The sequence below is a fragment of the Streptomyces sp. NPDC023157 genome (genome assembly GCF_055560575.1).
Genome location: NZ_JBVHIL010000005.1, coordinates 314,622 through 331,544, shown reverse-complemented (window position 1 = coordinate 331,544; position 16,923 = coordinate 314,622). Strand labels below are relative to the sequence as shown.

Genomic DNA, 16,923 nt, shown 5'->3' with positions numbered 1-16,923 from the left:
CGTTCCGCAACCGCCGGTAAGGGCTTCCGTACGCCCTATTGGTGAGGTTTGAACCTCTGCCGCCTCCAAGGCGCCGCCCAACACGCCGCCCCCGGCGCCCTCTACGGCGAGGCGATGGCGCGCGCCGCCCGCACCTCCTGCCGCAGCGGGTCCAGGACCCCTTCCTCGTCGCCGCCGAGATCGGCACGGACCTCCACGAGGACCCGGCTGGACCGCAGCCCCGCGGCGAGCTCCCGCAACTGCCCCTCCACGGCGGCGACCTCGGCCGGTTCGGGCGGGGGCGCGCCGTGGTCCACGCGGATCCGGGCGGCGGTGGTGGCGTCCACGATCCGCTCCACGGCGATCGCCAGCGGCCACCAGGCGGCGGCCAGGTCCCCGGCGGGCGGCGGTTCGGTCAGGGCCCGCTGGAACTCGGAGCGGACCGCCGACATGTCCCGGTACAGCGCGCGCCGGGCCCGGTGCCGGCGGGCCGGGTCGTCCCCGGTCGGTGGGCCGAAGGCCAGCGACACGTACCCGGCGGTGTCGGCGACGGCGTCCGCGAGCCGGTCCGCGACCCGGGTGTGCCAGGACTCGGGCCACAGCAGGTAGCCGGCGACCAGGGCGATCCCGCAGCCGATCAGCGAGTCGTACAGCCGGGGCAGTACGAGGTCGAAGCCCTGGTGGTTGAGGAGGTCGGAGAGGAGCAGGATGACCGGGGTGATGGCCGCGGTCTGGAAGGCGTACCCCTTCGCGGAGAACGCCGGGATGAGCGCGGCGAGCAGCATCATCACCGGCACGTCCCACCAGCCGCGCGGCACCGCCGCGAGCAGCGGCGCGGCGATCAGCAGCCCGGCGGCGGTGCCGAGGGCGCGCAGCACGGCCCGCGAGAAGACCGAGCCGAAGTCGGGTTTGAGGACGAAGGTGACGGTGAGGGCGACCCAGTACGAGCGGGGTACGGGGATCAGCGAGACCAGCGCCTGGGAGAGCCCGATGCACAGGGCGAGCCGCAGCCCGTACCGCCAGGACGCCTCGGAGAACAGCACCGCGCGGGCGGTACGGCGCACCCGGACGCGGAGCGCGGCGGGCCGCCCCAGCCGGTCGTCGATGTTGTACGGGTTCGGCTCCGCCTCGTGGACGACGGTCGCCGCATAGCGCAGGGCCGCGTCGACGGCCTTCTCGGAGGGGCGGCGGGCCTCCGGCAGCGCGCGTTCGGGCGCTCCGCCGCGGCCCTGCTCGACGGCGTCGGCGAGGGCGCGCACGGCGGCCGGGATCTCCGGTGGCAGCGGCCGGTGGAAGCGCCGCGCGGCGAGGTGGGCGGCGGGCGCGGCCTCCAGGAGCGGGATGACCGCGTTGAGCTGGGAGAGCAGCCGGGCCAGGCTCGGTGCCCGGCCGTGCTGGCGGGCGCGGCGGGCGAGCAGCAGGTCGTAGGACTGGTTGAGGGAGGCGGTGACGGTCTGCCGCCGTTCGTCGTACGTGTCGGTGCCGGCGGCGTCGAAGAGCGCGGCGACGGCCCGGTAGGTCCCGGCGACCGCCGTCCGTTCGGGCGTGCCGCCGCGCAGCGGCCAGCCGAGCAGGGTGAGGACGAGGACCACGACGCCGCCGAGGGTCAGCAGCAGCGGCGCCTTCCACCAGGGGTCGGGCATCGGCAGGCCCGCGCCGACGACGGCGTTGAGGAGCAGCAGCAGCCCGGAGACGGAGGCGACGGCGCCGATCGAGGAGATCATCCCGGAGACGAGCGCGATGAGCGTGAGGACGACGACGGCGAGCCAGCCCTGCCCGAAGACGAGCGTGCCGAGCGTGACGCCGAGGGCGCCGAAGAGCTGCGGGACGGCGATGTTGAAGATCCGCATGCGGTACGCGTCGGCGGTGTCGCCGATGACCCCGGAGAGCGCGCCCATGGACACCAGCGCCCCGTACGCGGGCTGTCCCGCGGCGAATCCGACGGCCAGCGGCACGGAGAGCGCGACCGAGGCGCGCAGCACGGCGGCCCACGGCACGGGGGTGGACTGCGGGCGGAGTCCGGCGGTGAGCCAGGAGGGCGGGGTGAGCCGTGCGGGTTTCGCCATGGCTACAAAGTAGGACGAAGGGGGCCGGTCGGAAGACCGGCCCCCCTGCCCTCGACGTCAGCTGCGGTAGCCCTCGACCTCCGCTGCCGGGCGGACGGCCGCGGTGTCCGGGTCCTCGCCGTACTCGGCCTTCGCGCGGCGCTGCCGCAGCAGGTCCCAGCACTGGTCCAGCTGGACCTCCAGTTCGGCGAGGCGGGCGCGCTCCTCGTCCAGGAGGCCGCCGGTGCGCACGCGAAGGGCGCGCTCCTCCTCGACGAGGGAGCCGATGTTCTCGAGGATCTCGTCGTTTTCCATGCCTTCAGCGTGGCCGATCGGCGCCCGGCGCGCAGGTCGAGCGCCGGGGCGGGCTGCCGGGCGGCTCAGTGCCGTACCGCCTGCTGGATCTCGGCCTTCGTGTCGCCCGTGAGGGTCCGGTTGCTGCGGGCCGTGCCGGACTTGGACTTCCCGGCGTCGACGCCGTCGATGTTCAGGACGACGGCGTCGAGCAGATTGCCGCCGGGGTCACGGAAGTTGACCCAGACCGTGTAGTCGGCCGTCTTGTCCTTCGGGTTGGTCGCGGTGATCTCGGCGACCGTACGGTCCCCGTCCGTCGACGTCGGTCCCGCCTTGACGTCGCCGTTCGCGTTCACCCCGCCCTTGATCTCGTTCATCTTCTCCTGGGCGGCGGACGCGGCCGCCGCCGTGGCGGAGGAGACGATGCCGCCGGCCGCCTCCTTGGCCTGGTCGCAGCCGGTGGAGGCGAGGGAGAGACCGAGCAGCAGCGCTACCGCGCCCGCCGTGGCGCGTACCCGGGTCACGCGCGCTCCCGGCCGTGCGAGTCGTCCGTGGCCAGCGCCCAGATCACGAAGACCGAGACGGCCATGGAGAACAGCGCCCACCACGGCTGGTAGGGCAGGAACAGGAACTGGGCGATGACGTTCAGGGAGGCGAGCGCGATACCGGCGACCCGGCCCCACTCGGCGCCCTTGAGGATGCCGTAGCCCGCGACGGCGACGACGATGCCGAGGACGAGGTGGATCCAGCCCCAGGTCGTCAGGTTGAACTTGAAGACGTAGTCGCCGACGCGGGTGTAGACGTCGTCCTCGGCGATGCCCGCGATGCCCTGGAAGATGTCCATGATGCCGGTGACCAGCATGAGGACACCGGCGAAGAGGGTGCCCCCGGCGGCCCAGCCGCCGCTGTCAGCCGGGTTCTGTCGGTGCGGTGATGCGGTGTTCTGGCTCATGGCCCCATCCTCGGAGCGCCCGCCCGCCCGCGAACTTTCAGTTGAGCCGTACGGGTGACGGGGAGGGCGCCTCGGCAAGCAGCTCCAGGCGCTCGTCCGGGCCGGCGTCCTCGGCTCGGTCTCCGGACCCAAGGGCGGCTTCCGGCCGGCCAGGTCGCTGGACCGGATCACCCTCATGGACGTGGTCACCGCCATCGAGGGCCCGGACGAGGCCTTCCGCTGCACCGAGGTCCGCGGCCAGGGACCGGCCGCGGCGAGGCCCGCCCTCCGCCGAGTGCGCCATCGCCGGCGCGATGGGCCGCGCCGAGCTGGCCTGGCGGCGGGAGCTGGCCGGCCTGACCCTGGACCCGGCGGCGGGCTGATCCACTTGCGGGGCGCCGGGGGCGGGTGTGCCCTGGAGGGTGCAGGAAAGGTTCCGGGGAAAGGAGCTCCTGTCATGGCCGCACACGCAGCGGTACCCGCCCGGCGGCGGCAGCTGAGCACGCACGGCTGGGCCGTGCCCGCCACCATCGGCATCCTCTACGGTCTCTACGCCCCGGTCATCGTCCGCGACGGCGGCGCCCTGTCCTGGGGCCAGTTCTGGCTCGGCGTGATCAGCGCCGTCGTCCTCGCGGTCGCGATCCACGGGCTGCGCCGCTACGGTGGACGGCTCCCGCGCGAACTGCGCGCCGTGGCCTGGGGCTCCCTCGCCGGTATCGCGATCGGCTTCCTCTACAGCCTCTCCGGCGCGAGCGTCTACTCGTCGTCGCTGCTCGGACTGATCGTGGCGGGGGTGAACGGCGGCGCCGCCTACTACCTCTTCTACACCCACGAGGACGCGGCCGGCCGCCCCGCGCCCTACTGAGCCACCTCCTGCCGGGCCCGCCCGGACCGGCGCCGGCGGTACGCCACCGCCACGGCGACGAGCAGGACGGGCCAGGCCGCGAGCGGCAGATAGCAGCCGAGGAACAGGGCGTTCTGGGCGGCGGTGAGCACCGTGCCGTCGCCCTCGCCCAGTCCCGCGTACACCGCGTACCCGGACCAGCCGCCCGCCGCGAGCAGCCCCGCCGCCCCCGCGAACGCGGCCCCCGTGGCCCCCCGCACGCCCACCGGCCGGCCGCCGAGCAGCGGCAGCCACCCCGGGAACACCTCGCCCCAGCCCCGTACCAGCCCGAGCGTGAGAAGGGCCAGCAGCTCGGACAGGACCGTCAGCCCGATCATGTACGCCAGCATCCCCGGCCCCGGATCGCTGTACGGGGAGTGCGCGGCGACCGGCAGCCCGAAGGCCAGCGCCAGCCGCCACAGTCCGGCGGGCAGGACCAGGAAGGGCACGGCGTGCGCGGCGACCGCGGCCCAACGGGGCACATCGGGAAGGGCGTTCATTCTCGGCATGCGCCCAGCCTCCCGCCCGGCCCCGCCCCGGGCCGTCACCCCGCCGTGCCGACCGCCTCCGCCGCGCGGGGGAGACGGCCTCCTCCCCGACAGCGCTTTCCGTGGGCCCTGTTGACCTTCCCCCGCCGGGAAGGCCCAGCATCGGCCGTGCCGGGCAAGGGGCCCGGCACGGGGAGGAGCAGGAGCCGTGCGCGACGCAGCTGCCCAGCGTGATTCCATGCCCGAAGCCATGCTGACCATCGGGGACTTCGCCCGCGCCTCCCGGCTCTCCGCCAAGGCGCTGCGCCGCTACGACGAACTCGGCCTGCTGCCGCCCGCCCGCGTCGACCCGTTCACCGGCTACCGCTACTACGCCGAGGAGCAGGTCGAACAGGCCCGCCTGGTGGCCTGGCTGCGCCGCATCGGCATGCCGCTCGCCGAGGTCGGACGGGTCTGCGAGCGGTACGCGACGGATCCGGAGGCCGCGGCCCGCGCGATCCGCGCGTACTGGACGCGGGTCGAGTCGGAGACGGCGGCGCGGCGGGACCTGGCGTCCTCCCTGGTCGACCGGCTGAAGGGGACCACTGACATGAGCACACCCACACCCGCATCCGCGCCCACATCCGAGCCCACTCCCGCATTGGCGCCCGCTCACGCCCTGCTGCGGACCGCCGTGCGCCTGGACCGCGGCCTGGTCCGCGCCTCCCAGCAGGACGCGGCCCACGCGGGCCCGCACCTGCTGGCCGTCGCCGACGGCTACGGACCCGAGGGCGCGAGGGCCGCGCGGGAGGCCGTCGAAGCGGCGGTCGCGGCGCACACGGACCTGCCGGACGCCCCGGGGACCCGCACCGGCGACGTCCTCGACGCCCTGGAGGCCGGGGTGCGCGGGGCCGCCGCCGCACTCGCCGAGCTCACCGGCTCCGGGACGACCCTGACCGCCGCCGCCTGGACGGCCGGCCGCCTCGCCGTCGCGCACATCGGCGACTCCCGGGCGTACCTGCTGCGCGACGGCGCGCTCGCCCGTCTCACCCGCGACCACACCGTCGTCCAGGCACTGGTGGACGCGGGTGAGCTGGACCCGGGCGAGGTGGCGGACCGCCCCGACCGGGCGCTGCTCCTCAAGGCTCTGGACGGCGGGGACGTGCCGCCCGAGCCGGAGTTCGGGGTGCACGGGACCCGGCCGGGGGACCGCCTGCTGCTGTGCACGGACGGGCTCTCGGCGGTCGTCCCGGCGGACGCGATCCGGCGCGTGCTCGCGGAGACCGGCGACCCGGAGGCCACGGCGGACGCCCTGATCGCGCTCGCACGGGAGCGGGGCGGTCCGGACAACGCGGCCTGTGTGGTGGCGGACGTGGTGGCCGCCTAGAGGGGCCCGTCCGGACGGGCCGCCCCCCGGGCCCGCCCCTACTCCTCGCCCGGGATCTCCCCGCGTACGACCACCACCGGGCACGGTGCGTGCTGGGTGACGTGGGAGGAGACGGAGCCCAGTACGGCCGCCTTGAAGCCGCTGTAGCCGCGGTCGCCGACCACGAGCAGCGTGGCGCCCTCGGCCTGGTCGATCAGGGCCTGGGGCGCGTTGCCGCCCACGACGGTGCGGGTGACCGCGGCGGCGGTGGCGGGATCGAGGGCCTGGTCGAGGGCCTGGTCCAGGATCTGCTTCGCCAGCTGTTCCGGGTCGAACTCGGGCGGGACGCCCGGCATGAGGGTGGCCCAGGAGGCCGGGTACTCCCAGCTGATCACCGTCTGGAGCGAGTCCCCGGCCAGGGCGGCCTGCGCCGCCGCCCACTTCAGCGCCCTCAGGGACGGAGCCGATCCGTCCACGCCCACCACGATCCTGCCGCCGGCCATGACCGACCTCCGTTTCGCTGTCGGGAGGCCCCGTGCGGGGCCCTCCCGACCAACGTAACAAATGGATCAATCCAGCCGCAGGTCGGCCAATTGACGCTCGAACGGGACGATCTCATCGAGCCCGTCGACCTCATCGAGCCCGCCGAGTCCGTCGGCGCCCGCCCCGTCGGCGCGGCGGCGCGGGCGGGCCGCGACCATCCCGGCGAACTCCTGCCCGGCCCGGGTGATCCGGGAGGGCAGCCCCTCGGTGTACTCGTCGCCGCCCGAGCCCCAGTCCTCCGAGGCCGCGTAGACGGCGGTCGGGGCGAGGGAGGCCCGCAGGTAGGCGAAGAGCGGGCGCAGGGCGTGGTCGAGGACGAGCGAGTGGCGGGCGGTGCCGCCGGTCGCCCCGATCAGGACCGGGACGCCGGTCAGCGCGGTCGGGTCGATCAGGTCGAAGAAGGACTTGAACAGGCCGCTGTACGAGGCGGTGAACACCGGGGTCACGGCGATGACGCCGTCGGCGCCGGTCACCGCGTCGATCGCCGCGCCCAGCTTCTCGGAGGGGAAGCCGGTGACGAGGTTCTTCGCGATGTCGACGGCCAGGTCGCGCAGTTCGACGACCTCGATGTCGACCGCGTACTCCTGCTCGGCCAGCCGGTAGCGGGCCGCCTGGACGAGCCGGTCGGCGAGCAGCCGGGTGGAGGACGGGGAGCTGAGGCCGGCGGAGACGGCGACCAGCTTGAGGGTCTGCATGGTTTACGACTCCTTCTGGGCGCGGTGCGCGGTCACGGCGGGGTGCAGCGGGGCGGTCTCGGGGACGTCGGCGGGCCGCAGGTTCGCGAACTCCTTGCGGAGCACCGGGACGACCTCCTCGCCGAGGATGTCGAGCTGCTCCAGGACCGTCTTCAGGGGCAGACCGGCGTGGTCGACCAGGAAGAGCTGGCGCTGGTAGTCGCCGACGTAGTCGCGGAAGGACAGGGTGCGCTCGATGACCTCCTGCGGCGAGCCGACGGTCAGCGGGGTCTCGCTGCTGAACTCCTCCAGGGAGGGGCCGTGGCCGTAGACCGGCGCGTTGTCGAAGTACGGGCGGAACTCCCGTACGGCGTCCTGCGAGTTCTTCCGCATGAAGACCTGGCCGCCGAGGCCGACGATCGCCTGCTCGGGGGTGCCGTGGCCGTAGTGGGCGTACCGCTGCCGGTAGAGCCGGACCATCTTCTCGGTGTGCTGCTTGGGCCAGAAGATGTGGTTGGCGAAGAAGCCGTCACCGTAGTACGCGGCCTGCTCGGCGATCTCCGGGGAGCGGATGGAGCCGTGCCAGACGAACGGCGGGACGCCGTCCAGCGGGCGCGGCGTCGCCGTGAAGCCCTGGAGCGCGGTGCGGAACTTGCCCTCCCAGTCGACCACGTCCTCCCTCCACAGCTTGTGGAGGAGCGCGTAGTGCTCGATGGCGAGCGGGATGCCCTGGCGGATGTCCTGGCCGAACCACGGGTAGACCGGGCCGGTGTTGCCGCGGCCCATCATCAGGTCGACGCGGCCGTCGGCGAGGTGCTGGAGGGTGGCGTAGTCCTCGGCGATCTTCACCGGGTCGTTGGTGGTGATGAGGGTCGTGGAGGTGGAGAGGATCAGGTTCTCCGTGCGGGCGGCGATGTGCCCGAGGAGGGTCGTCGGGGAGGACGGGACGAACGGCGGGTTGTGGTGCTCGCCGGTCGCGAAGACGTCCAGGCCGACTTCTTCCGCCTTGAGCGCGATGGCGACGGTGTTCTTGATCCGCTCGTGCTCGGTGGGGGTCCGGCCGGTGGTCGGGTCGGCCGTCACGTCGCCGACGGTGAAGATCCCGAACTGCATCGTGCTCACCTCTCGCCTTTCCTGATGCCGCGATGCGGTCCGCACCGGCTGTCCATCAGTGGTTGAATCTTAAACCATCACGGGGAACGGCGCACCCCGCCCCCGTATTCCCGGCCACCCGTCCCCGCGCCCGTACCCTGGGGACATGACGGATCCCGGCACCGACCCCGACCCCGGCACGGACCCCGGCACCGACATGGAGCGGTGGAAGGAGCGGGGCGTGATGCTCCGCGTCTTCGTGTACGTCTTCGCGACACACGCCTTCGCGGGCTTCGTCTGGCTGCTCTTCTACGTGGGCCAGAACGCCCAGAAGTGACCCCGCGGACCGCCCCGAAGTGACCGCGCGGCAGGGCTCCGCCCCTGCTCACGTAGAGTCCCCGGCGTGAACGCTGCGATATCGGTCGTCGGAATCGGCGCGGACGGCTGGGACGGGCTCCCCGAAGCCTCCCGCCGGACCCTGCGCGCCGCCGAGGTGCTCATCGGCGGCCCCCGCCAGCTCGACCTGCTGCCCGCCGCCGACTGCCCCGGCACCCGCGTCGCCTGGCCCACCCCGCTGCTCCCCGCCGTGCCCGGCCTGCTCGCCGCCCACGAGGGCCGCCGCCTCGCGGTCCTGGCCAGCGGCGACCCCATGTTCTACGGGATCGGCCGCACCCTCGCCGGCACCGTCGGCCCGGACCGCCTGCGGGTCCTGCCGCACCCGTCCTCCGTCTCGTACGCCTGCGCCCGGCTCGGCTGGCCCCTGGAGGCCACCGAGACCGTCTCCCTCGTCGCCCGGCCGCTGGACGCCCTCACGGCCCGGCTGCACGACGGTCACCGGCTGCTGCTGCTCGGCGAGGGCGCCGACTCCCCGGCGCGGGTCGCCGCGCTGCTGCGCGAGCGGGGCTGGAGCGGCACCCGGATCCGGGTCCTCGAACAGCTCGGCTCCGCGCGCGAACGGCTCCTCGACGGCACCGCGGCCGACTGGCCGCACGAGCGCACCGACCCCCTCCACGTGATCGCCCTCGACTGCGTGCGCGACCCCGGGACGCTCCGGCTCGGCGTCACGCCCGGACTGCCCGACGAGGCGTACGAGCACGACGGCCAGCTCACCAAGCGGTACGTGCGCGCCGCCACGCTCGCCGCGCTCGCGCCCGCCCCCGGCGAACTGCTCTGGGACATCGGCGGCGGCTCCGGCTCCATCGGCATCGAATGGACCCGGGCCCACCGCGACTGCCGGGCCGTCGCCGTGGAGCGGTCCGCCGAGCGCGCGGCGCGCATCGCCCGCAACGCGGCGGCCCTCGGCGTACCGGGCCTGCGGGTGGTGACGGCCGCGGCACCGGCCGGCCTCGCGGAGCTCCCCGCCCCCGACGCGATCTTCATCGGCGGCGGTCTGACCGCCCCCGGCCTGCTCGACGCCTGCTGGGACGCGCTCCCCGCCGGCGGCCGGCTCGTCGCCAACACGGTGACGCTGGAATCCGAGGCGCTGCTCGCCGAGCGCTACCGCCACCACGGCGGCGAACTGATCCGGCTCGCGGTCGCCGCCGCCGTGCCGGTGGGCGGCTTCACCGGCTGGCGCCAGGCGATGCCGGTCACGCAATGGTCCGTAACGAAGGGTTGAACACCGACATGACCGTCTACTTCATCGGCGCGGGCCCCGGGGCGGCCGACCTCATCACCGTGCGCGGCGCACGGACCCTGGCGAAGTGCGGGGTCTGCCTCTACGCCGGCTCCCTCGTCCCCACCGAACTGCTCGCCGAGTGCCCGCCGGACGCGAAGCTGGTCGACACGGCCCGGATGGACCTGGACCAGATCGTCGCCGAGATCGCCGCCGCCCACGAGGCCGGCCAGGACGTGGCCCGCCTCCACTCCGGCGACCCGTCCGTCTTCAGCGCCATGGCCGAACAGATGCGCCGCCTGGACGCGGCGGGCATCCCGTACGAGGTCGTGCCCGGAGTCCCCGCCTTCGCGGCGGCCGCGGCGGCCCTCAAGCGGGAACTGACGGTCCCGACCGTCGGCCAGACCGTCATCCTCACCCGCGTCGCCCAGCAGGCCACCCCCATGCCGGCCGGCGAGGACCTGGCCACCCTCGGCCGCAGCGGCGCCCTCCTGGTCCTGCACCTCGCGGCCCGCTACGCCGACCGGATCGTCGCGGAACTCGTCCCCCACTACGGCGAGGACTGCCCCGCCGCCGTCGTCGCGATGGCCAGCCGCCCGGACGAGCTCGTCCTGCGCGGCACCCTGGCCGACATCGCGGACCAGCTGAAGGCCTCGGGCATCACCAAGACCGCCGTGATCATCGTGGGCCGCACCCTGGCCGCCTCGGAGTTCCGCGACAGCCACCTGTACGACCCGGCCCGGGACCGCCACACCTGCTGAACGGGCGGCGGCCCGGGCACCTCGGCTCAGGTGTTGGGCCGCTTCCCGTGGTTGGCACCCTTCTTCTTCCGCGCCCGGCGCTTGTTGCCTCGCTTCGACATGGCGTTCCTCCCGGTCTCGTGGGGGTTCTGTCGGGGTTTGCCCTGGCAAGCCTAGGTTCGGGGGGAGGGGGGCGCACGTCGGCCGGGGGCCGGTTGTCAGACCCGTCCGCTGCCGGGGATCGAGGAACTGCGCGACCACTCCCGGGCGCTCGCGGCGCTCGACGCGGAGCACGAGCGCCGCCGGACCCTCGGGCGGGAGTGACGCCTCCTCGGGCGGGAGTGATGCCTCCTCGGACGCGGGTGACGTCACCTCAGGTGGGGGTGACCCCCCACTCCGGCGCGAGCACCGCCATCACCGTCGCGTCCACCCGCTCCCCCTCCCACAACAGCGCCCCACGCAGCACACCCTCCGCGCGGAACCCGGCCTTCTCGTAGGCGCGCCGGGCGCGCGGGTTGAAGGCGTAGACCTCCAGCCAGACCCGGAAGAGCCCGAGCACGCCGAAGGCATGCCCGAGCACCAGCCGGGTGGCCTCGGTGCCGAGCCCTCGGCCGAGGGTGTCGGGCGACAGACAGATGCGGAAGCCGCAGCTCTCGTTCGGTGCGTCCCACTCGTTCAGCACCACCTCGCCGACGACCCGCCCGGTCGCCCGCTCCACCACGGCCAGATCGATCCGGCCGCGCTGCTCACCCCGCGTCCCGTACCACTGCCGCAGCGCGGCCTCGGTGAAGTCGGCGTGCGAGCCGGTGAGCCGCCTGATCCCGGGGTCGCTCAGCATCGGCAGCAGCGCGGGGACATCGTCCTCGGTGACGGGGCGCAGGGTGACGAGGTCGCCGGTGAGGGTGGGCTTGAGGGAGAAGTCGGCCATGCGGTGATTCTCCGCCGCGGCCCCGCCGCCTGTCGTGAGCTTTTCCCGCACGTGGCAGTCCGTGGGGACGAGCGCCGCCTGACAGAGGGAGACGGAGGATCCCTTGCCCCGCCCCGGCCACGGCGGTCACGCACGCGTGGTGCGGGTGAAGCCGAGGGCGGTCAGCCCCCCGGCCCCGCCACCCCCGACCGTCCCACCACCACGCCCGCCCGGTCGATGCACACCACGTCGACCGCGACCGGGGCGCCGCGCAGGACCGTGAGGGCCTCGTCGCGGGCTCGGGTGGCGACGAGGTCGCCGAGGGGGACCGCGGCGGATTCGCAGAGGCGGAGGGCGGCCAGGCCTGTGTTGGCCGCCTCGATCTCGGTGGCCAGGGAGGCGGAGGCGCCGCCCGTGCGGGCCAGGGCGGCGAGGAAGGGCTTGTCGACCTGGGAGCGGGCCGAGTGGAGGTCCAGGTGGCCGGCGGCGAGCTTGGACAGCTTCGCGAAGCCGCCGCAGATCGTGAGGCGGTCCACCGGGTGGCGGCGGACGTACTTCAGGACCGCGCCCGCGAAGTCGCCCATGTCGAGGAGGGCGAGCTCCGGCAGGTCGTAGAGGGTGGTGATCGTCTTCTCCGAGGTGGAGCCCGTGCAGCCTGCCACGTGGGTCAGGCCGGCCGCTCGGGCCACGTCCACGCCGCGGCGGATCGAGTCGATCCAGGCCGAGCACGAGTACGGGACGACGACGCCCGTCGTGCCGAGGATGGACAGGCCGTCGAGGATGCCGATCCGCGGGTTCCAGGTGGAGCGGGCGATCTCCGCGCCGTCGTCCACGGAGAGCGTGATCTCGACGTCGCCGCTCCCGCCGTGCGCCGCCGCGACCGCCGCCACGTGGTCGCGCATCATCTGGCGCGGGACCGGGTTGATCGCCGGTTCGCCGACCTCCAGCGGCAGGCCGGGGAGCGTGACCGTGCCGACGCCCGGGCCCGCCCGGAAGACGACGCCCGAGCCGGGCGGCAGGAGCCGTACCGTCGAGCGGATCAGGGCGCCGTGCGTCACGTCCGGGTCGTCGCCCGCGTCCTTCACCACCCCGGCCGTCGCCGAGCCCGAGTCCGGGTCCGTCGACTCCACCGCCAGGGCGAAGGACGGGGTCTGGCCCTTCGGGAGGGTGATCGTCACCGGGTCGGGGAACTCCCCGGTGAGCAGCGCCGTGTACGCGGCGGTCGACGCCGCCGTCGCGCAGGCACCAGTCGTCCAGCCGGGGCGCAGACCGGTGTGCTTGAGTTGGGCCTCGCGCCCGCCGCCGGAACTCGTCGCACTCACGGATGGACTCCCATGCACGTACTCATTCTCGGGGGAACGACCGAGGGACGGGTCCTCGCGGGCCTGCTCGCGGGGGCGGTGCGGGTCACCAGTTCGCTCGCCGGGCGGGTCGCCGCGCCCCGGCTGCCGGCGGGCGAGGTGCGGATCGGCGGCTTCGGCGGGGCGGAGGGGCTGGCCGCGTGGGTGCGGCAGCACGGCGTGGACGCGGTCATCGACGCCACCCATCCCTTCGCGGAGCGGATCAGTTTCAACGCGGCCCGGGCGGCCGCCACCGCCCATGTTCCCCTGCTCGCGCTGCGCCGGCCCGGCTGGGTCCCGGTCGAGGGGGACGACTGGCACGAGGTGGGCTCGCTGGCGGAGGCCGCCGCCGCCCTCGACGGGCTGGGGGAGCGGGTGTTCCTGACGACGGGGCGGATGGGGCTCGCGGCCTTCGCCGACCGCCCCGAGTGGTTCCTGGTCCGGTCCGTCGACGCCCCCGACGTGCCCGTCCCCGCCCGCTCCGAAGTCCTCCTGGAACGCGGGCCGTTCACCCTCGACGGAGAGCGCGAACTGCTCGCCCGGCACCGGATCGACGTCCTCGTCACGAAGGACAGCGGCGGCGCGGCGACCGCCCCCAAACTCGCCGCCGCCCGCGAGGCCGGCGTCCCGGTCGTCGTCGTACGCCGCCCGCCGGTCCCGGCGGGCGTGCCGACGGCGCCGACCCCGGAGACGGCGGCGGCCTGGGCGCTGGCCCGCGCGGAGGAGGCCGCCGCCCCACCCCCACCCCGCGCCCCGCGCGCGACAGACGCGCCCGCAGGTCTTTGAATGGAGAGATGAGCACCGTTCGATGGCTTGCCGCGGCGGGACTTGCGGCGCTCCTGGGCGCCACGGCCCCGGGGCCTTCGCCGCCCCCGGCCCAGCCGCCGTCCCAGCTCGACGACGCCGAGGTGCAGCGGGCGGTGGACCGGCTGGACGGGGTGGTCAAGGACGCCATGAAACGTACCGGCGTGCCGGGCGTCTCCGTCGCCGTCGTCCACGACGGCAAGGTGGTCAAACTCCAGGGGTACGGCGTGCGGAAGGTCGGCGAGAAGGCCACCGTCGACGCCGACACCGTCTTCCAGCTCGCGTCCGTCTCGAAGCCGGTCGCCTCCACGGTGGTCGCCGGCGCCGTCGGGCTCGACGGCTGGACGAAACCCGTCGCGCCGAACGTGCCGGACTTCAAGCTCAAGGACCCGTGGGTCACCGCGCACATGACGGCCGCCGACCTCTTCTCGCACCGCAGCGGCCTGCCCGACCACGCCGGTGACCTGCTCGAAGACCTCGGCTACGACCAGGCGTACATCCTGTCCCACCTGCGCTACGAGCCCCTCACCCCGTTCCGGGCGAGCTACGCCTACACCAACTTCGGCCTGACGGGCGCCGCGGTGGCCGTGGCGGAGGAGAAGGGTGTGCCGTGGGACAAGCTGTCCGCCGACGTCCTGTACAAGCCGGCCGGCATGGACCACACCAGCTCCCGCTTCCAGGACTTCGTCAACGCCCCCGACCGCGCCTACGGTCACGCGAAGGCCGCCGACGGGAGCTGGAAGGCGCAGTACGTGCGTGACGCGGACGCCCAGTCCCCGGCCGGCGGCGTCAGCTCGTCCGCCCGTGACATGGCGGCCTTCGTGAAGCTCCAGCTCGCCGACGGCAAGCTGGACGGGCGGCAGATCATCCCGGCCGACGCCCTCCAGCGCACCCACTGGCCCGAGGCGGTCTCCAACCCGCCGCACGCCCCGGCCGCCCGCACGGGCTTCTACGGGCTGGGCTGGAACGTGAGTTACGACGACGCGGGCCGGCTCAGGCTGTCGCACACCGGAGGCTTCGAACTCGGCGCGCACACCAACGTGACGATGCTGCCCGGCGAACAGCTCGGCATCGTCGTCCTCACCAACGCCTCGCCGGTCGGCGTGGCCGACGCCGTCGCGCTCGACTTCTTCGACATCGCGGAGTACGGGCAGCCCACCCGCGACTGGATCCCGCTCATCCAGCAGGTGTACCAGCAGCAGACGGACGCGCTCCGGTCGAAGACCGACTACGCCCACCCGCCGTCCGGCGCCGCGCCCGCCAAGGCCGCCGCCACCTACACGGGCACGTACCGCAACGCCTACTACGGCCCGGCCCAGGTCGTCGCCGCCCCCGACGGCACCCTGACCCTCCGCCTGGGCCCGAAGCCCCAGTCGTACCGCCTGGCGCACTACGCCGGCGACACGTTCAGCTTCGAGACCGCGGGCGAGAACGCCATCGGGCGCACCGGGGTCACCTTCGCCCCGGACGGGAGATCGTTCACCGTCGAGTACCTGAACGCGGAGGGGTTGGGGACGTTCAGCCGGTAGCGGGGGTGCCCAGCTCCGTGACCTCGACCCGGGACACCTGGTCGATGTCCGTGGCCAGGGTGTTGCCCCAGACGTCGACGGCCGCGAGCGCGTACGCGGAGGTCTCGCCGTCAGGCGTGGCCGGGTAGAGGTGGGAGGTGGCGTCCTTGCCGATCCACTCGACCTGGCGGAACATCCAGATCCCGCCGCCGGGGCTCTCCTCGTCCGGGATCCACTCGCCCCGGTAGAGGTCGTAACGCAGCAGGTCGGGCTCGGTGTTGGCGTCCCATTCGAGCAGGATGCCGTCCTCGCGCGGGGTCGCCTTCAGGCCAGTGACGGCGGCCGGGGGGACCAGGTCACCTTCGGTGGTGGCCGAGGCCGCGGCGGAGACCGGGGACTCGTGACCGGCCCGGTCGACGGCCGTCACCGTGTAGGTGTACGTGGTGCCGTTGTCGACCGAGAGGTCACGGTAGGTGCGCCCGGAGACGCCGTCGCGGCTCAGGTGCCCGTTCCGGTAGACGTTGTACGAGACCACGTCGGTGTCGGCCGGGGCGGTCCAGGTCAGGTCGATGCCCCGCTGGGGGACGAAGGTCGCGGTCAGGCCGGTAGGCGCCCCCGGCGCGTAGTCCCCGTGGGCCGTCGGCAGCGTGGTCCGGGGCGAGGTGTTGCCCGCGGCGTCGACGGCCGAGACCCAGTAGGTGTAGCCGGTCCGCTCGGTGACGTCCGGGTCGGTCCAGGACGGTGCGGTGACCGTGGCGACCTGGACGAGGGGTGCGGGGGTGCCGGCATCGCTGGTGCCGGCGCGCTGCCGGTGGACGAGGTACTTCGCCGCGCCGGGCACGGGCTGCCAGGCGAGGGCGATTCCGGCGGCGCCGTCGGTGGCGGTGACCCCGCCGGGCGCGGAGGGTGCCGTGCGGTCCACGCTGACGACGGTGGCGTCGGCGCTGCCGAGGGATTCGCGGCCCGCCCGGTCGACGGCCCGGACCTCGTACACGTACGACGCGCCGGTCTCGGGCGGCATCTCGACGAACGAGGTGCCGGTGCGGAGGGCCGTCCCGCTGACCTGGGCCCAGCCGGCGGTGCCGGTGCGCCGGTAGACGCGGTAGCCGGCCAGGTCCATCTCCTTGTTGGCGGCCCAGCGCAGGGTCGCCCGGCCGGAGTTGCGGTCGAGCGAGGCGGAGAGGCCGGCCGGCGCGAGCGGCCGGACCGTGTCGACGGAGGCCGACGTGCGGGGCGCGTAGCCGAACTTCACGTTCGCCGCCCCCGTCCACGCCGCGAAGTCGACGCGCAGGGAGTGGCGGCCGGCCGGGACGGTGAGGTTCACGGTGCGCTTCTGGGTGGTGGAGACGTTCCGCCACAGGTCGATCTTCCGGACGCCGTCCAGGTAGACGCGGATGCCGTCCTGGGCCTCGGCCGAGAAGGTGAAGGGGCCGCCGGAGCCGAAGTCGCGGGTGAGGGACCAGCGGACGGAGAAGTTGTCCTTGGGGAGGGTGACGCCGGCCGGGTCGCCGTAGCCGTAGTTCTCGGCGACGGCGGAGTCGCAGGCGGTGAGCTTGGGGGTGCCGCTGAAGGTGGTGTTGGCGTAGTACTGCGCCTTCCACACGGGGGCGTTGCAGGTGACGGCCGCGGCGGCGGGGGTGGCGGTGACGAGGCCGCCGGCGAGGGCGAGGGCGGCGAGGGCGGCCGAGGCCGCCGGCCGGGCCTTCGGGCGGTTGCGAGTGATCACAGGTGCGAG

19 protein-coding genes and 1 pseudogene are annotated in these 16,923 nt (G+C 74.2%); 8 read left to right on the top strand and 12 right to left on the bottom strand.

Annotated elements, in window-relative coordinates; translation table 11 throughout:
* Nucleotides 1-101 precede the first annotated feature (101 nt).
* The 4 genes from ACZ3ZE_RS20175 to ACZ3ZE_RS20160 form a co-directional block, all read right to left on the bottom strand.
* Nucleotides 102-2,045 carry an FUSC family protein gene (locus tag ACZ3ZE_RS20175; protein ID WP_361620893.1) on the bottom strand — a complete coding sequence of 648 codons (1,944 nt, stop codon included), beginning with the start codon at nucleotides 2,043-2,045 and terminating at the stop codon, nucleotides 102-104.
* A gap of 57 nt (nucleotides 2,046-2,102) precedes the next feature.
* On the bottom strand, nucleotides 2,103-2,339 hold the full coding sequence (locus ACZ3ZE_RS20170; protein ID WP_361168632.1) for a DUF2630 family protein: 237 nt from the start codon (nucleotides 2,337-2,339) through the stop codon (nucleotides 2,103-2,105).
* A gap of 65 nt (nucleotides 2,340-2,404) precedes the next feature.
* Nucleotides 2,405-2,842 carry a hypothetical protein gene (locus ACZ3ZE_RS20165; protein ID WP_363290507.1) on the bottom strand — a complete coding sequence of 146 codons (438 nt, stop codon included), beginning with the start codon at nucleotides 2,840-2,842 and terminating at the stop codon, nucleotides 2,405-2,407.
* A complete protein-coding gene (locus tag ACZ3ZE_RS20160; RefSeq protein WP_361168638.1) occupies nucleotides 2,839-3,270 on the bottom strand; it encodes a DUF7144 family membrane protein in 432 nt (143 codons plus the stop codon). The genes ACZ3ZE_RS20165 and ACZ3ZE_RS20160 overlap by 4 nt, the downstream gene beginning before the upstream one ends.
* A 70-nt stretch (nucleotides 3,271-3,340) precedes the next feature.
* Between ACZ3ZE_RS20160 and ACZ3ZE_RS20155 the strand changes: the two are divergent.
* Together ACZ3ZE_RS20155 and ACZ3ZE_RS20150 are read left to right on the top strand one after the other, a co-directional pair.
* A pseudogene (locus ACZ3ZE_RS20155) lies at nucleotides 3,341-3,617 on the top strand (RrF2 family transcriptional regulator); the annotation flags it as partial.
* Nucleotides 3,618-3,706: 89 nt separating this feature from the next.
* Nucleotides 3,707-4,114: a hypothetical protein gene (locus tag ACZ3ZE_RS20150; protein WP_361168641.1), complete on the top strand. Its 408-nt coding sequence runs from the start codon at nucleotides 3,707-3,709 to the stop codon at nucleotides 4,112-4,114.
* Here the strand turns inward: ACZ3ZE_RS20150 and ACZ3ZE_RS20145 are convergent.
* Entirely contained in the window at nucleotides 4,108-4,641 is a 534-nt protein-coding gene (locus ACZ3ZE_RS20145; RefSeq protein ID WP_361620891.1) for a hypothetical protein, read from the bottom strand. The genes ACZ3ZE_RS20150 and ACZ3ZE_RS20145 overlap by 7 nt on opposite strands.
* Nucleotides 4,642-4,858: 217 nt before the next feature.
* Here ACZ3ZE_RS20145 and ACZ3ZE_RS20140 point away from each other — a divergent pair, with 217 nt between their 5' ends.
* Complete coding sequence (locus ACZ3ZE_RS20140; RefSeq protein ID WP_467260004.1) at nucleotides 4,859-5,986, top strand: protein phosphatase 2C domain-containing protein; 1,128 nt, start codon at nucleotides 4,859-4,861, stop codon at nucleotides 5,984-5,986.
* 38 nt (nucleotides 5,987-6,024) lie between these two features.
* On the opposite strand, the gene ACZ3ZE_RS20135 is transcribed toward ACZ3ZE_RS20140, so the two are convergent.
* From ACZ3ZE_RS20135 to ACZ3ZE_RS20125, 3 genes are all read right to left on the bottom strand, one after another.
* A complete protein-coding gene (locus tag ACZ3ZE_RS20135; protein ID WP_361168649.1) occupies nucleotides 6,025-6,468 on the bottom strand; it encodes a universal stress protein in 444 nt (147 codons plus the stop codon).
* Between the two features lie 66 nt (nucleotides 6,469-6,534).
* Complete coding sequence (locus ACZ3ZE_RS20130; RefSeq protein WP_467260001.1) at nucleotides 6,535-7,203, bottom strand: FMN reductase; 669 nt, start codon at nucleotides 7,201-7,203, stop codon at nucleotides 6,535-6,537.
* 3 nt (nucleotides 7,204-7,206) lie between these two features.
* Nucleotides 7,207-8,295, bottom strand: a complete 1,089-nt coding sequence (locus ACZ3ZE_RS20125; protein WP_361169097.1) for an LLM class flavin-dependent oxidoreductase — start codon at nucleotides 8,293-8,295, stop codon at nucleotides 7,207-7,209.
* A gap of 196 nt (nucleotides 8,296-8,491) precedes the next feature.
* Between ACZ3ZE_RS20125 and ACZ3ZE_RS20120 the strand changes: the two genes are divergently transcribed.
* The 3 genes from ACZ3ZE_RS20120 to cobM all read left to right on the top strand — a co-directional run bounded on the left by ACZ3ZE_RS20120 (nucleotide 8,492) and on the right by cobM (nucleotide 10,650).
* A complete protein-coding gene (locus ACZ3ZE_RS20120) occupies nucleotides 8,492-8,611 on the top strand; it encodes a DUF6126 family protein (RefSeq protein WP_318110168.1) in 120 nt (39 codons plus the stop codon).
* Nucleotides 8,612-8,677: 66 nt separating this feature from the next.
* Nucleotides 8,678-9,892: a precorrin-6y C5,15-methyltransferase (decarboxylating) subunit CbiE gene (cbiE, locus tag ACZ3ZE_RS20115; protein WP_361620889.1), complete on the top strand. Its 1,215-nt coding sequence runs from the start codon at nucleotides 8,678-8,680 to the stop codon at nucleotides 9,890-9,892.
* 8 nt (nucleotides 9,893-9,900) lie between these two features.
* Nucleotides 9,901-10,650, top strand: a complete 750-nt coding sequence (gene cobM / locus ACZ3ZE_RS20110; protein WP_467259998.1) for a precorrin-4 C(11)-methyltransferase — start codon at nucleotides 9,901-9,903, stop codon at nucleotides 10,648-10,650.
* Between the two features lie 26 nt (nucleotides 10,651-10,676).
* On the opposite strand, the gene ACZ3ZE_RS20105 is transcribed toward cobM, so the two are convergent.
* The 3 genes from ACZ3ZE_RS20105 to ACZ3ZE_RS20095 form a co-directional block, all read right to left on the bottom strand.
* A complete protein-coding gene (locus ACZ3ZE_RS20105; RefSeq protein ID WP_372460710.1) occupies nucleotides 10,677-10,751 on the bottom strand; it encodes a 50S ribosomal protein bL37 in 75 nt (24 codons plus the stop codon).
* A 251-nt stretch (nucleotides 10,752-11,002) separates the two neighbouring features.
* The gene (locus ACZ3ZE_RS20100; protein WP_361168664.1) at nucleotides 11,003-11,557 is read right to left on the bottom strand and encodes a GNAT family N-acetyltransferase; all 555 of its coding nucleotides are present in this window, start codon (nucleotides 11,555-11,557) and stop codon (nucleotides 11,003-11,005) included.
* A gap of 161 nt (nucleotides 11,558-11,718) precedes the next feature.
* The gene (locus tag ACZ3ZE_RS20095; protein ID WP_467259995.1) at nucleotides 11,719-12,858 is read right to left on the bottom strand and encodes a cobalt-precorrin-5B (C(1))-methyltransferase; all 1,140 of its coding nucleotides are present in this window, start codon (nucleotides 12,856-12,858) and stop codon (nucleotides 11,719-11,721) included.
* Nucleotides 12,859-12,870: 12 nt separating this feature from the next.
* Between ACZ3ZE_RS20095 and ACZ3ZE_RS20090 the strand changes: the two genes are divergently transcribed.
* Both ACZ3ZE_RS20090 and ACZ3ZE_RS20085 read left to right on the top strand, forming a co-directional pair.
* Nucleotides 12,871-13,662, top strand: a complete 792-nt coding sequence (locus ACZ3ZE_RS20090; RefSeq protein WP_363290500.1) for a cobalt-precorrin-6A reductase — start codon at nucleotides 12,871-12,873, stop codon at nucleotides 13,660-13,662.
* Between the two features lie 8 nt (nucleotides 13,663-13,670).
* On the top strand, nucleotides 13,671-15,209 hold the full coding sequence (locus ACZ3ZE_RS20085) for a serine hydrolase (protein WP_467259993.1): 1,539 nt from the start codon (nucleotides 13,671-13,673) through the stop codon (nucleotides 15,207-15,209).
* Here the strand turns inward: ACZ3ZE_RS20085 and ACZ3ZE_RS20080 are convergent.
* Nucleotides 15,199-16,914, bottom strand: a complete 1,716-nt coding sequence (locus ACZ3ZE_RS20080; RefSeq protein WP_467259990.1) for a PA14 domain-containing protein — start codon at nucleotides 16,912-16,914, stop codon at nucleotides 15,199-15,201. The genes ACZ3ZE_RS20085 and ACZ3ZE_RS20080 overlap by 11 nt on opposite strands.
* Between the last annotated feature and the right edge of the window lie 9 nt (nucleotides 16,915-16,923).

Coding starts and splice junctions, on each gene's coding strand:
- ACZ3ZE_RS20140 (WP_467260004.1), top strand. CDS start 4,859: ATGCCCGAAGCCATGCTGACCATCGGGGACTTCGCCCGCGCCTCCCGG.
- ACZ3ZE_RS20130 (WP_467260001.1), bottom strand. CDS start 7,203: ATGCAGACCCTCAAGCTGGTCGCCGTCTCCGCCGGCCTCAGCTCCCCG.
- cobM (WP_467259998.1), top strand. CDS start 9,901: ATGACCGTCTACTTCATCGGCGCGGGCCCCGGGGCGGCCGACCTCATC.
- ACZ3ZE_RS20145 (WP_361620891.1), bottom strand. CDS start 4,641: ATGCCGAGAATGAACGCCCTTCCCGATGTGCCCCGTTGGGCCGCGGTC.
- ACZ3ZE_RS20175 (WP_361620893.1), bottom strand. CDS start 2,045: ATGGCGAAACCCGCACGGCTCACCCCGCCCTCCTGGCTCACCGCCGGA.
- ACZ3ZE_RS20160 (WP_361168638.1), bottom strand. CDS start 3,270: ATGAGCCAGAACACCGCATCACCGCACCGACAGAACCCGGCTGACAGC.
- ACZ3ZE_RS20135 (WP_361168649.1), bottom strand. CDS start 6,468: ATGGCCGGCGGCAGGATCGTGGTGGGCGTGGACGGATCGGCTCCGTCC.
- ACZ3ZE_RS20150 (WP_361168641.1), top strand. CDS start 3,707: ATGGCCGCACACGCAGCGGTACCCGCCCGGCGGCGGCAGCTGAGCACG.
- ACZ3ZE_RS20170 (WP_361168632.1), bottom strand. CDS start 2,339: ATGGAAAACGACGAGATCCTCGAGAACATCGGCTCCCTCGTCGAGGAG.
- ACZ3ZE_RS20085 (WP_467259993.1), top strand. CDS start 13,671: ATGAGCACCGTTCGATGGCTTGCCGCGGCGGGACTTGCGGCGCTCCTG.
- ACZ3ZE_RS20120 (WP_318110168.1), top strand. CDS start 8,492: ATGGAGCGGTGGAAGGAGCGGGGCGTGATGCTCCGCGTCTTCGTGTAC.
- ACZ3ZE_RS20090 (WP_363290500.1), top strand. CDS start 12,871: ATGCACGTACTCATTCTCGGGGGAACGACCGAGGGACGGGTCCTCGCG.
- ACZ3ZE_RS20125 (WP_361169097.1), bottom strand. CDS start 8,295: ATGCAGTTCGGGATCTTCACCGTCGGCGACGTGACGGCCGACCCGACC.
- ACZ3ZE_RS20100 (WP_361168664.1), bottom strand. CDS start 11,557: ATGGCCGACTTCTCCCTCAAGCCCACCCTCACCGGCGACCTCGTCACC.